Annotated in this window: 9 protein-coding genes, 1 pseudogene and 1 riboswitch; of the genes and pseudogenes, 4 read left to right on the top strand and 6 right to left on the bottom strand. The window is 36.7% G+C overall.

Features of this window, described 5'->3' with window-relative positions; translation table 11 throughout:
* Window positions 1–381: 381 nt before the first annotated feature.
* The 3 genes from FEZ13_RS11805 to pepT form a co-directional block, all read right to left on the bottom strand.
* Window positions 382–1,092: a hypothetical protein gene (locus FEZ13_RS11805; RefSeq protein WP_146552875.1), complete on the bottom strand. Its 711-nt coding sequence runs from the start codon at window positions 1,090–1,092 to the stop codon at window positions 382–384.
* Window positions 1,093–1,817: 725 nt separating this feature from the next.
* Window positions 1,818–2,807 carry a DMT family transporter gene (locus tag FEZ13_RS11810; protein WP_146552876.1) on the bottom strand — a complete coding sequence of 330 codons (990 nt, stop codon included), beginning with the start codon at window positions 2,805–2,807 and terminating at the stop codon, window positions 1,818–1,820.
* A 27-nt stretch (window positions 2,808–2,834) separates the two neighbouring features.
* Window positions 2,835–4,061: a peptidase T gene (gene pepT / locus FEZ13_RS11815; protein ID WP_146552877.1), complete on the bottom strand. Its 1,227-nt coding sequence runs from the start codon at window positions 4,059–4,061 to the stop codon at window positions 2,835–2,837.
* A gap of 498 nt (window positions 4,062–4,559) precedes the next feature.
* Here pepT and FEZ13_RS11820 point away from each other — a divergent pair, with 498 nt between their 5' ends.
* Window positions 4,560–6,248, top strand: a complete 1,689-nt coding sequence (locus FEZ13_RS11820) for an MFS transporter (protein WP_146552878.1) — start codon at window positions 4,560–4,562, stop codon at window positions 6,246–6,248.
* 415 nt (window positions 6,249–6,663) lie between these two features.
* Here the strand turns inward: FEZ13_RS11820 and nfsA are convergent, their stop codons facing one another.
* Together nfsA and FEZ13_RS11830 are read right to left on the bottom strand one after the other, a co-directional pair.
* Window positions 6,664–7,395, bottom strand: coding sequence for an oxygen-insensitive NADPH nitroreductase (gene nfsA / locus FEZ13_RS11825; RefSeq protein ID WP_146550309.1), 732 nt, complete (start codon window positions 7,393–7,395; stop codon window positions 6,664–6,666).
* Between the two features lie 259 nt (window positions 7,396–7,654).
* Entirely contained in the window at window positions 7,655–9,127 is a 1,473-nt protein-coding gene (locus tag FEZ13_RS11830; protein WP_370467693.1) for a DASS family sodium-coupled anion symporter, read from the bottom strand.
* Window positions 9,128–9,544: 417 nt separating this feature from the next.
* A riboswitch (SAM riboswitch) is annotated at window positions 9,545–9,660 on the top strand.
* A gap of 162 nt (window positions 9,661–9,822) precedes the next feature.
* Here FEZ13_RS11830 and FEZ13_RS11835 point away from each other — a divergent pair.
* A pseudogene (locus FEZ13_RS11835) lies at window positions 9,823–10,462 on the top strand (PLP-dependent transferase); the annotation flags it as partial.
* 373 nt (window positions 10,463–10,835) lie between these two features.
* Complete coding sequence (locus FEZ13_RS11840) at window positions 10,836–11,822, top strand: homoserine dehydrogenase (protein WP_146552880.1); 987 nt, start codon at window positions 10,836–10,838, stop codon at window positions 11,820–11,822.
* A gap of 158 nt (window positions 11,823–11,980) precedes the next feature.
* On the opposite strand, the gene FEZ13_RS11845 is transcribed toward FEZ13_RS11840, so the two are convergent.
* Window positions 11,981–12,211: a MerR family transcriptional regulator gene (locus tag FEZ13_RS11845; RefSeq protein WP_146550305.1), complete on the bottom strand. Its 231-nt coding sequence runs from the start codon at window positions 12,209–12,211 to the stop codon at window positions 11,981–11,983.
* A 282-nt stretch (window positions 12,212–12,493) separates the two neighbouring features.
* Between FEZ13_RS11845 and FEZ13_RS11850 the strand changes: the two genes are divergently transcribed.
* Entirely contained in the window at window positions 12,494–13,195 is a 702-nt protein-coding gene (locus FEZ13_RS11850) for a response regulator transcription factor (RefSeq protein WP_146552881.1), read from the top strand.
* The last annotated feature ends 1 nt before the right edge of the window (window position 13,196 follow it).

The raw sequence follows: 13,196 nt of genomic DNA on the forward strand, positions 1-13,196 counted from the left end.
AACGCTTTTTTTCATAGTAATTAAGAGACGAGTTCTGCTTTCGTCAAAAAATTTTGTTGTGAGATCTTATTTTTTAATTGAGAAAATACAGAAAAAATCGATTAAGAGATAATAAAATGGATATCTGTCATTTTTCAGAGAGTTGCTTGCTTGACATCATCAACTATTGTTTCAAATTTATCTAAAACGAAAAATCGGTCATAACATACAACAGAGTTTAGCTTAAAAATGGAGTGATTTTTTGCTGGATGGAATATAGAGCTTTGTCCCATATGAAAGAGCAGCAAGACCCCTGCATCAAGGTTCAAGTAACCAGCAAGCAGATGGGGATCCGGACTGCTTGTAAGAGTTGGCCTATTCATACAGAGTAACGGATGAATCTTATTTTAACGGACAGAATCCACATTGCATCCATCCGGGAATATCCTTAGAAAAACAACAAGTTTTACGGACGGGGATATTAATTAGTTTTGAAGGATGCATCCCCCCAGTATATTCTTTAAAATATGAATGCTTTGCAAAAGAGGACCATAGGGAGTCATTTTCTAATAAGGCAACAGCGATCTCAGCTTGTTCTTTTGTACCGGGATTAGAAAGTAGTATATGAAAATGCCATAACATATAACCAAAAACGTTTTCCCATAGCATTTTAGGTGATACAGAGGTGACTTTACGAAGCTGCACAAAAATTTTGTGACATTGCTGTTCTAAAATTTTTTGAATGTGAGCTTCTCGTTCTTCTTCATCAATCCATTGCCAATCGGAGGATTGGGTAAATGTACACAAAGCTTTCTTTCCAAATTCCTCTTTAACGCCGAATTTTAAATGATTGAAGGAACCACCCCATACTTCGTCGTACATTGTCATCATATAAAATTGCATAGCGATAAACATACCATAACGACGAGTAAAATAGGATATTGCGATAACATCTGATGGAGCCTGACTAATGGATTTTATAAGGATTAAGAAATCCTCTAAAAACTCATCTGTTTCAAGTTGTTGTAAGTTAAAGATAGTATTTGTTGAATCATCTGCATAAATACTAAAAGACTGTAATTGCCGTAATTGATCCTTCGATAGAGTCCTCATTAAATCACCTCTTATTTATCCCACATTAACGTGCAGTAATACTCCCACCTCAAAATTTAGCGAAAGGAAAGAAGTTGGGTGGGAGATTGACTGTCGAATGCGCCCGATTGGTTCAGGCGGGCAAGATGCTGGCTACTCAGGTGTTGCCACAGGACGTGGCGCTTTTCACTTCCGTTCCTCTAGTTCAGTGGGGGATGAAGAAAACTCCCACTGATTAAAGTTTCACTTTATTATTAAACAATAATTATGTAATTTTTTTAAAAAAGTGTTGACAATTCAATTGATAATGATTATCATTGTCATATAAAGAAATAAACCTCCTCTAAAAATGCAAGTAGAGCAGGGTTCAATTAGCTACTTTTCTCCAAAATTTAGCTAATCATGATATTTCTAAACTAACCCCCCCTCAAAAGTTTGGGAATGTTTAACAAGACTGTGGCGATAAGATTTCATCGATCTTATCGTTTTTTTATTGATTCAGTAAAAGACTTTGACATCTATAGATAGTGAGATGAATGCTGTTTTTCTTCATTCAGCGGGTGTATAAACGCCTGCTGAATCAAGATAAAGTCTCCGACGGATGTCACGGATTTTGAAAAGGAGTTTTTCGAGCGAGCTCAAAAAGATCCGGACGCTGGTTAGCTGGAGGTGTAATTGATGTCATCATTTTGCTGCTTAAAAAATCACCCCAAAAGTGAGTAATCCAAATTTTTAGGGTTCATCTATTAACTATGATTTTTTAATTCAGTAGTCGTTTGGCGTGATTGCACAACAAGGCTGCTTTTTTTCTTCAATAGCATAGTGTAATAGCTATGTAATGACATCCCAATGATAATGATAGCTATCCCTAAGAGAGCAAGAGGCTCTGGTAGCGGAACGTTTAATAGCACCATTTCACCTATAATCACAAACAGGATTTCGGTAGATTGTGTCGCTTCAACAGCGGCTAGCTTTCCTTGGTCATTATGGACGCGATCCGTTGCGATGAAGAAGAGCACAGTCGCGATCACACCGGAACTTATACCGACAATTAAAGATTGTATCATCTGACTCACCGATGGAAGTCCAACAGTGAGAAGGGCATAAATGGCAATGATGATCCATCCAGGCATAGATGCAATAGTCATTCCTAGCACACGTTGAAAAGTATCTAGTGTTCCATTACATATATCCATCATTTTACGATTTCCAAGGGGATATGCAAATGCAGCGATTATGACAGGAATAATCCCAAATAGTAAACTTTCTATTGAGATTCCTTTTGCACTTGGAATTTGTATGAAAACAATACCAATCAAAATAACACTGGAAATGACTAATGACACGAGCGGTATTTTTTGTCTTATGGCTTTACCATCTACATATTGCATAAAAAAGGGTGCAAGTAAAACGCCTGCTATAATTGTGAATTGCCATGTTCCTGATACAAGCCATCCGGGACCATATGCAGCAGCGAAAGTAAGGGGAGCATAGAAGAGCACAAAGCCTACAAAACTCCACAGTAACCACGCTCTTGGTCGCATTTTAATTGCTTGTGTAACTGCTGAAAGCCCCTTGCGCGACACCACGATAATCAGTAAGAAGGGGAGCATGAAGAAATAGCGTAAAGATGAACTCCATAACCAACTCCCACCCTCTAATTCCATGGAGTGATTCAAAATAAACGTTACCGCAAAAAATAAGGATGCTAAAATGCCCAGTACAATCTCTCTCACCATATCACCTGCCTATGAATTCACCAACTATGCTTTTTGCTCAAACAATTGAACGATTTCTATGATGACTTCTGTTGCTTTGACCATCGTTTCAGCAGAAACATATTCATATTTACCATGCATATTTTCGCCACCAGCGAAGATATTAGGGGTTGGAAGTCCCATATATGAAAGTTGAGATCCATCCGTCCCACCACGAATTGGTAAAATTAAAGGTTTAATATCTAGATTTTCCATTGCTTTCTGTGCAATGTCAACAATTTCTTTTACAGGTAGAATTTTTTCTGCCATATTGTAGTATTGATCATGAATGTCTACTGTGATTGCATCTTCGCCATATTCGGATTTGATTGCTTTTTCAGCTTCTTTCATGAGTGCTTTTTTCGCTTCAAAGGCTTCACGGTTATGATCGCGTACGATATAAGAAAGTGTTGTTTTTTCAACTTCACCGTTGAAGTTCATCAAATGGATGAAACCTTCACGATCTTCTGTAGCTTCGGGAACGGCTTCTTTTGGTAGCATTTCTTGGAATTTAATCGCCATAGTAATAGAATTGACCATTTTTCCTTTAGCAGAACCTGGGTGCACATTTGTACCATGAGTTGTTACTTTGGCGGCTGCAGCATTAAAGCTTTCGTACTGAAGCTCTCCCAGTGGACCACCATCTATTGTATAAGCATAATTTGCATTAAAACGTTCTACATCAAATTTATGAGGACCACGACCGATTTCTTCATCAGGCGTAAATCCTACACGAATTTTGCCGTGTTTTACTTCGGGATGTTGGATCAAATATTCCATAGCAGTGATGATTTCCACGATCCCAGCTTTATCATCAGCTCCAAGTAGGGTAGTTCCATCTGTTGTAATTAATGTTTGACCAATATAATTGACTAATTCAGGTGAATTTTTGGGTGATAATACAACTTCTGCATTCAGTTGAATGTCGCCTCCATCATAATTGTCATGACGTTGAGGTTTTACATTTGTCCCTGTATAGTCAGTTGCTGTATCGACATGGGCCAAAAATCCGATGGTTGGGATTTCTTTGTCAGAATTTGAAGGTAGTGTTGCAAATAAATAACCATTTTCATCAACTGAGATTTCTTCCATACCAATTTCTTTTAATTCGTTTTCTAGTATATGGATCAGATCCCATTGTTTTTCAGTAGAAGGTGTCGTTTGGCTTTCTTCATTTGATTGTGTATCAATTTTTGCATAGCGAACTAATCGTTCGATAACAGTTTCTTTCATGAATTTGAATCCTCCTTTTATTTGAAGCATTGTCATCATTCTAACACTTTCTTTCGGACTACGGAATAATTTCGTACACTCATCGCGAAGAAAAACTAGCTTATCATAATCGGTGCATCTGCCACCTGAGCATCTATGATAAACTTTATTCATGGCTAAGATTGGAATGAGGAGATAAATGATGTAGTCTCCATCATAATAAGTGTAGGTGAATATGTTTGCACATCAGCCATCCCATCATTTAATCATAGCGTAAATCATCATGCTATATATGATTATCCGATCTGAATACATTTATCCCATATTAATGGGCAGGACAGTAAGATTACTACTGTAGCATTCTGGTAAAAAATAGAAAATGGATAGGAATGAAGAAAGACCATACTGGATGAAGCTTCACTTTACCTCAAATGATTTGAACCATTATATTTGAGCAAAATCTCTACGAAACTTTCTTTGAGGTTGTTCGTATTTTAATATGAGAAAGGATGAATAACTATGACAACAACTTTGCTTATGTCTGCAATTATGGCCATTGTAGCGGCAATTCTAATCACACCATTAGCTAGTAGAGCAAATGATGGTGATTTTAAGACAAAGTTTAAGATACAATTTGGCATTATCGTATGGATCTTAGCTTTTGTTATTACTGCGACAATTTTTTATATCACGAAAGTTGATCAAAGCTGGTCGCTTTCATGGTCAATCATTTTTGTGATTGCCTTGATCGGTACTCTATTGGCAAATGGGTTTGAAAGAAAGATTAAAGGAATAATAACTTTAGCAAGCTTGGTTTTTGGTGCTTATCTTTTATCTGCTCCATTATTTAATGCTCATCAAAAGTATCAATCTGCGGAGATGACAAAAAAAGTTGAGATCAAGGCGTTCGATGATACAAAAACGCCTGCTAGTGTACCGCCTAAGTATGCTCGCAATAAAATGAAAAAAGCATTTAGTCAAGTGCCTAACACCAGTTATTATGAGTTAGGTAACTTACAAATTCAAAAAGTAAAAGGTGAGTATGTTTATATTGCACCAGTAGAATTTTCTGATTTCTTCAAATGGATGAAAGGGAAAGAATCACCAGGGTATTTAACCATGAGTGCAACCAATTCATCTGATAATCCAAAGTTTGTGAAATCGCCAATGGTTTATACGACTTCCGCCTATTTAAATAATAATGTGGAACGCCATGTGCGCTTGGCGAATACACAGAAAATTTTTTATGGTGATGCTCAGTTAGAGGTTGATGACAATGGAAAGCCATACTATATCCGTACTTACGGTGATTTTATCTCAGGACGTAATGGCTTTGATCCAAAAGGGATTGTGATGATCGATGCAAAAACAGGCGATTCTAAAACTTATGCATTAAAAGATGTTCCTGAATTTATCGATGGTGCGATTTCTCCCGAAGCTGTAAGTCGACAAAATGAATACTTTGGCAAATATGTTCATGGTTTCTGGAACAGTATGTTTGGTAAAAAAGATGTGAAGATTCCATCAGATGAAGGAACAGAAGCCAATGTCAGTCCAGTATTTGATGAAAACGGAACGATGTATTATTTCACTGATTTCACAAGCCCTAAAGAGGGTGTAGATTCAATGCTTGGTTATTCACTCACAAACGCTCGTACAGGTCAAGCAACCTACTATTCGGGAAATAAAGATGAAGCTTATATGGATTCACAAGGTGCTATTCAAATTATTGAGAAAAAATTTATCGAAAAAAAATGGCAAGCTTCTATGCCGATTATTTATAATTTCTATGGTGAAGCAAGCTGGTTAGTGCCAGTGCTTGATTCCAATGGATTTTTACAAAATTATTCGATTGTCTCAGCAGCCAACCCTGAACTTTCAGTCTCAGCAGCTACTCCAAATGAAGCGCTGCGACAATATAAAACATTGATCAATCGCTCCGGTAACAGCTCTTTAAATAGCAGTTCTTCAAACGAAGAAAAAACAGTAAAAGGGAAAGTATTGCGTGTTTATAAAGAGAAAAATAATGATTATACAACTATTTCTTTCCTATTAGACAATAAAGAAAATTATATTGTAAGTTCAGAAGTATCGCCTCTTGCAGTGTATTTAAAAGAGGGAGACAAGGTAGAAGTAAAATATGTAAACTCAACAGACGTTTTCTTACCTGTTAAAGAGATTGTGATTGAAGATATCGAGGAAAAGTAAGCTAAATTGGATTTAATTTGTAGGGGATTGTTTAATAACTTTCTTTTAATAAGAGGAAGACTATAGAATCGCAAAGCACAAATGTTGATTGAACAGCATTTGCGCTTTGTGATTTTTTATTGTAGAAGTTTTTGGGTGGATGTTTTCGCGCCACTATTGCGAAGCCTTTTCTTATCTGTAGGTCATTCGCTTCACCAATCTTTTATCCCGCTTTAACGGGCAGTAAGATCCCCATCTCAAGATATAGAAAGAAACGAGAAAGATAGATGGGGGATCAACTTCCGCATGCGTCCGATTGGTTCGGGCGGGCAGGATGTTGGTCTTTCAGGTGTTGCCACAGGACGTGGTGTCTTTAACCTGAGTTCCCTTAGTTCAGTGGGGGATGAAGAAAACCCCCGCTGATGGAAGTTTCACTTTATTTCCAAGTAAATCCTTTTTTTGCTAAAAAGTCTTTGATAAAAGGGCGACGTTGTTCAATTAGGAAGTCAGCCATTTGTTTCGTCCAATTGGCTATTTTCTGATTGGATGAACGACTTGCGTAATATTGTTCTAAAGTTGCATCATAGGCATCTAATAGCTGATCGTATTTTTCTACATCATAGCTATTTTCATGTAGTACAGCATCTAAAGGGAGACGAGGTTTCGCTTCGTTCCGCTTTGTAGGTGTACCAATTGTCATGGCGAATAACGGGAAGACGTAATCAGGTAAATCGAATAACTCGCTGATTTCTTCGGGGTTATTACGGGCACCACCAATATAGCAAATACCATAGCCCTCTGATTCAGCCGCGATCACGAAGTTTTGTGCAAAAAGAGCAACGTCAGCAACACCAACTAAGACGTTTTCAGCTGAATCTGCTACGATTTCTACTCCTTGCTTTTGACCAGCAATTTGTAAACGTTTGAAATCCACACAGAATAGAAATGCTGCGCCGGCAGTCTGGAATTGGAAAGGATTATTGGATAATTCTCCAAGCTTTTGTTGTTTTTCTTCATCAGTTACCCAAATAACGCTATAAGCTTGAACAAAGTGAGATGTTGCTGCCATTTGAGCAGTTTCAATCAAATCTTGTACGGTTTCCTTTGAGATTTTTTCACCAGTATACTTCCGAACAGAGGTATGACTACGTAATAGTTCCTTGACCATTAGAATGTCAACTCCTTTATAATAGGTATCTATTTCACTATAAGGGATTTTGTAGAAAGTTACTACTGAAATCTTTTTTCATAGATATCGTCAATAAAATATGATATACGAATAAATTATTGTACTGAATATTAGAAAGAGAAAGTGGGTACTTAGAAAGGCAATCGATTATTAAGAGCAAAAAAGTGCAATTCAACGTTGATGTTGAATCACACTTCTTTTACATTTCGAATAGCTACTTATTTGTAACAATCTATCCTTAGAGTAGTCCAATCCATTTCCAATAAGTCGCACTAAATAATAGAATGAGTAGATAGCCGATCACTGTAAGGGGTATACCTGATTTTAAGAAGTCTTTAACAGTGAAAGCACCTGTACCATAGGCAAGCATGTTTTGCGGTGCACTGACAGGTAGCAAGAAACCAAAACTAATGACAAATTGTTGGATTAATACGAAACCAACATTGTTGACATCAAAGTGAATGGTGGTCGTTAATGCGATGAAGATAGGAATTAACGCAGAAGAAAGACTTGTTGCACTTGCAAAGCCAAGGTGAATGAGAATATTAAATGCTGATACTAAAGCGATCGTTGCTAGAATGGGCATATGTTCTAAGCCAAGTGAGCCGAATACTTTTGTAGATAGCCATTGGGCGCCTTGTGTATCAAGTAACACTGTGCCAAGTGCGATGCCCACTGCAAATACAATGATTGTTCCCCACGGAATAAGCCCTTCCACCTGTTTCCAATTGAAAACACCTACTTTAGGAGCCAATAAAATAGCAATAGCAACAATAGTAACGGTTGTTGTATCAAATGGGTGTAATTTACCTTCTGTTGCCCAGAAGAATAGTAATACCAAAGAAATAATAATCAGACGAATTTCAGATGCTTTGACAGGTCCTAATTCTTTCAATTGAGACTGGATCAAATCTTTACCACCCTCAATTTTTTGCGTTTCCGGTTTAATCAAATGAATCATAACGAAAAATAGCACGATTGACATAATAACCGAAAATGGTGCTGCATACATGAACCATTCACTCCAAGAAACATCTGTTTGGAATTCCTTATTGATAAAGCTTAATGCGACCATATTTTGAGCAGCGGCTGTTTTAATCCCCACATTCCAAATAGAGACAGCTTGTACAGAAGTAATGACCAATAACGCTGCAAGTTTACTATCTTTTGGAAGACCAAAAGCTGCGACCATACCTAGTAGGATTGGTACTACAGCTCCTGCTCGAGCGGTAGCACTTGGTACGAAAAATGCTAAAATAATAGATACAATAATGGCTCCGAACACAATGCTTTTTGTTTTCGTACCGACCATCGACAAAATCCATAAGGCAAGTCGTTTATGTAAATTTGTTGCTTGCATGGCAGCGGCTAAAAAAAGAGCAGCGGCAACGAGTGCAACGGCAGAATTACTAAAGCCGCCTAAAGCCATTTTTAAAGCATTAGCAGTACCGTATTCTAAAGAAGGATCTTCAATCGTTGGCGCTAGACCGATTGATACGGCTGTGATGGCGATAATCATAGCGGCACTAACTGGATAAGAAACCGCTTCTGTTACCCATAAAATAACGGCGAATCCAAGAATAGCTAGACTTCTTTGGCCAGCTACAGGTAAATCTCCACTGTTTGGCCAAAATGTAATAATAATTAGTACAGCAAAAGCTAGTCCAATCCATAATGGTTTTAAATTTTTTTTCTCTTTCGCTTTATCCATTCTTCTCATCCCTTTCTTATAATTCCATTATAAGGTGAAAACATAGGATAAACATATGGAATTATGTCGAAAAAAGGAAAATATATGAAAATATTTTATTTGGATAGTAAATGTTTGACCTATCAAATAGAGCCTTCAAAATCGTGTAAAAGCAAAAGAAAATAAGAATGTAAATGTAAAAATATTGTATTGGTAAAGTAAAAATAAAAATGAATACAGATAGATTTTCTTATCCGATGCTCAGGTAATGCCTCAATTCAAGTCACAAGTAAGAGGCAAGGGATAAAGTGTGAATGGAAAAATTTTCTATGCAAAATTTTACTTTATTAAAATAATTAATAATTTTGAAAAATTTATTGACTTTTCATCCGAGTATCTTCTATACTTACGACAATAAGATGGAACAAAATCAAATAACCTTTATCAAGAGCGGCGGAGGGATAGGCCCTGCGATGCCCAGCAACCAGTGAGTGTATGTGTACTTGCTACGGTGCTAATTCCTACAGATTTTACTCAAATCTGAAAGATAAGGGGAGGAAATTACGAATCAACCCTCTTCTTACAGGAAGAAGGGTTTTTATTTTTAGGTTCTATACGGAAAAGAAAGATATTGAGGTAAGTGTACGATTAATATTTTGTTTGCTAACTCTAACATTTTACATAGAACTTTTTATCCCACTTTAACGGGCAGTAAGACAATCGCTGATGTAGCAGTTGATGCTGGTACATTTGATTGGACTCGCGGTAAATTTCCTGATTATACAGAACCAGATGTGTCCTATCATGGTTTACGCTACGGAATCGATACAGCAAATGTAGCGTTTGCTACGCGTTTACGTGTCCAATTATTGCGCGATTTCGGCCCAACACTTAGTCCAGAAGCAGCATTCCAACTACTTCAAGGACTAGAAACATTGCACTTACGTGTTCCTTACTATAATGAAAATACGCGAAAAGTGGCTGAGTACCTTCGCCAAAATGATCAAGTAGAATGGGTTCATTTCAATGGTTTTGAGGATAGCGAATTCGCTCCACTAGCTAAAAGATATTTATACAATGGTTATGGATCAGTATTAACATTTGGTATCAAAGGTGGTCGTGAGGCAGGGCGTCAGTTGATCGATCATATCGAATTGTTCTGCCATGTCGCAAATGTTGGGGATGCTCGTTCACTCATTATTCATCCAGCATCTACAACTCATCAACAATTGAGCTATAGAAGAATTAGAAAAAGCTGGAGTTCCAGAAGAATTAGTACGTCTTTCGATTGGATTTGAATCAGCAGAAGATATCATCGCTGCATTAGAAGTGGCATTTGCAAAGGTAAGTAAGTAGGTACATTGAAAGCTGAGAAAGAATAAAAATCTTTTTGTGAATACTATAGAAAGGGTGACGTAGTGGCGGCGTTTACTCTTTTCTTCTCTGTTGTCTAAAATAATTTTTTTATTTTTTTTGAAAATGAGAAAATTTGATAAAATCAACGATGTAAGCGTTTTTCATGACCTCCCAGAAAAAACATTTGTCCTTCTCAGAAAGATTTTCCTTGTAATCTGTCCGCATGTAAGCTAAAATCATCATTAAGTTCAATAATTGAGAATTTCTTTACATGTACGGGTCACATATTCATGATACAAAATGATCATTTGAATACGTATGATGTGGTTCTGCGTATTTTTAGATATAGAGAAAAAATTTGGAGGCGAATAATATGACAACGGTGAAGGTAGCAATTTTAGGTTTCGGCACAGTTGGTCAAGGAATTTTTCATATTGTTAATGAAAAGCGAGAGCAATTTAAACATACTTTAGGAGTAGACATTGAAATCGCTAAAATTCTTGTAAACAATGTGAATAAGCCGCGTCCGCATGCTCCAAAAGAATTACTAACAGATAATTTTGAAGATATTCTTGCAATCCCTGATTTAGAGGTTGTTTTTGAGGCAATTGTTGGAGAGGAGCCTGCATTTAGATATTTGTCTAAAGCTATTGAAAAAGGTTGTAACATTATTACAGCAAATAAAGTGATGTTTTCTAGGTATGGTTTAGCCTTACAAAAAAAGGCAAAAAAATATGGTGTTCAGGTTGGGTATGAAGCGACTGTGGCTGGTGGTGTACCAGTTATTAAAACAATGCAGAACATCCTACGTGTAAACGAAGTAAGCCATATCCAAGGTATCTTAAATGGAACTTCCAACTATATCCTAACGCAAATGCGTAGTGAAGGCTTACCATTTGATAAAGCATTACGAGATGCACAAGATTTAGGCTATGCTGAAGCTGATCCATATAATGATATCTCAGGTCAAGATCCATTCCGTAAGTTAATGATTTTAAGTGCATTAGCATTTGGAGAACAACCGAATTGGGATGATGTAGATGTCGTGGGTATCACTGGAATAACAGCCAAACAAGTAGCAGAAGCAAAAGCAAAAGGATTACGTTATCGTCACATAGGAGATGTTCGCCGTGATAAAGTAACGGGTAAAATCGTTGCGACAGTTGGACCACAATTAGTAGGTCCGGAACATCCTCTCTATAATATTGAAGGTGTGAATAATGCAGTGGCATTAGACACAAATTATATCGGAACACTTACGCTTGTAGGTCCAGGAGCTGGTATGTTTCCAACAGCAAGTGTAATGGTTGAAGACTATGCAGATATGTTGGTGAAAACACCTGCTGTCGTTTCGATTTGACCATTAAAGAACTTTGTTATACAAGAAGGTTTCGTATCAGGTAGTAAAGCTCCCATATAAAAAAACTTCCATTGATGAAGTTTCATTTTATCAAAATCTGCTTATTCTAATTTTAGAGATAAGCAGATTTTTTTGTTTTTGGGACATGTTATTACAGTTTAATCTTCATCTTTAATATCAATATCCTCAGGTATAGGGGTATTTTTCCATATTTCAATTTCTTCTTTTATTCTTTGTAGTTGTTCGTGATAACGTTCGAATTGATCACTACTAATTAGCATCTGTTCACCATCATAGACAGCACGAATCCGGCCTTCTAACACATAACGCATCACTTGCTGTTCTGGCATAGAAATATCCTTTGCCGTTTCCGCCACTGATTTGTACATCACGCAAGGCCTCCTTTTTCCCTTTTATCCTTCACATTATAATCAATGAAAGTACAATCCTCAACTTTTTATAAAAATTGTCAAGGTTATTCATGGAAAATATTAACAAATTATTGTTAAATCGGTTTTAAAAAATTTTTTGGAAGAAACATGGGAATCCTGTAAACTATAAGTAACTATATAGAAAATCTTAAGAATTTCTTCATTTTTATGATGACTACTTTTTAAGATTTCATCTGTAAGATGATACCCATAAGGAAATAAAGAAATGAGGTGTAAGACGTGGAATCTTATACAATTCTAGTAACAGATGATGATCAGGATATACGAGATGGTATTGAGATTTATTTGAAAAACGAAGGATATCACGTGTTAAAGGCTGCAAATGGTGTGGAAGCACTTGAACGATTAACGGAAAATGAAGTACATCTCATTATTCTAGATATTATGATGCCTGAACTTGATGGCATCCAAACCACTTTTAAAATTCGAGAAGAGCGCAATATCCCGATCATTATATTAAGTGCCAAAGTGGAAGATTCAGACAAAATTCATGGCTTGTCTGTTGGAGCAGATGATTATGTGACGAAACCATTTCATCCGTTGGAATTGATGGCTCGGGTAAAATCCCAACTGAGACGTTATGTAAAATTAGGTACTTATAGTGAACATCCAGGGAAAATAGTAGTTGGTGGTTTATCGTTAGATACAGAAGCGAAAGAATTGTTACTTGATGGCGAACCTATTAAATTAACGAAAATCGAATATAACATTACAGAGCTTTTATTAATGAATGCAGGTCGCGTTTTTTCCATTTCCGAAATTTATGAGCGAGTATGGCAAGAACCTGCCTATAACGCAGAAAATATTGTTGCGGTACATATTCGTAAAATTCGAGAGAAGATTGAAGTAGATCCTAAAAATCCAAGATATTTGAAGGTGGTATGGGGAATTGGCTACAAAATGGAGAAGTCATCGTCGTAGT

The sequence above is a fragment of the Rummeliibacillus sp. SL167 genome (assembly GCF_007896505.1).
GTDB lineage: Bacteria > Bacillota > Bacilli > Bacillales_A > Planococcaceae > Rummeliibacillus > Rummeliibacillus suwonensis.

What these genes read in the sequence shown, in the direction of transcription:
- FEZ13_RS11805 (WP_146552875.1), bottom strand. Translation starts at nt 1,092, where the DNA reads ATGAGGACTCTATCGAAGGATCAATTACGGCAATTACAGTCTTTTAGT.
- pepT (WP_146552877.1), bottom strand. Translation starts at nt 4,061, where the DNA reads ATGAAAGAAACTGTTATCGAACGATTAGTTCGCTATGCAAAAATTGAT.
- FEZ13_RS11820 (WP_146552878.1), top strand. Translation starts at nt 4,560, where the DNA reads ATGACAACAACTTTGCTTATGTCTGCAATTATGGCCATTGTAGCGGCA.
- nfsA (WP_146550309.1), bottom strand. Translation starts at nt 7,395, where the DNA reads ATGGTCAAGGAACTATTACGTAGTCATACCTCTGTTCGGAAGTATACT.
- FEZ13_RS11830 (WP_370467693.1), bottom strand. Translation starts at nt 9,127, where the DNA reads ATGGATAAAGCGAAAGAGAAAAAAAATTTAAAACCATTATGGATTGGA.
- FEZ13_RS11840 (WP_146552880.1), top strand. Translation starts at nt 10,836, where the DNA reads ATGACAACGGTGAAGGTAGCAATTTTAGGTTTCGGCACAGTTGGTCAA.
- FEZ13_RS11845 (WP_146550305.1), bottom strand. Translation starts at nt 12,211, where the DNA reads ATGTACAAATCAGTGGCGGAAACGGCAAAGGATATTTCTATGCCAGAA.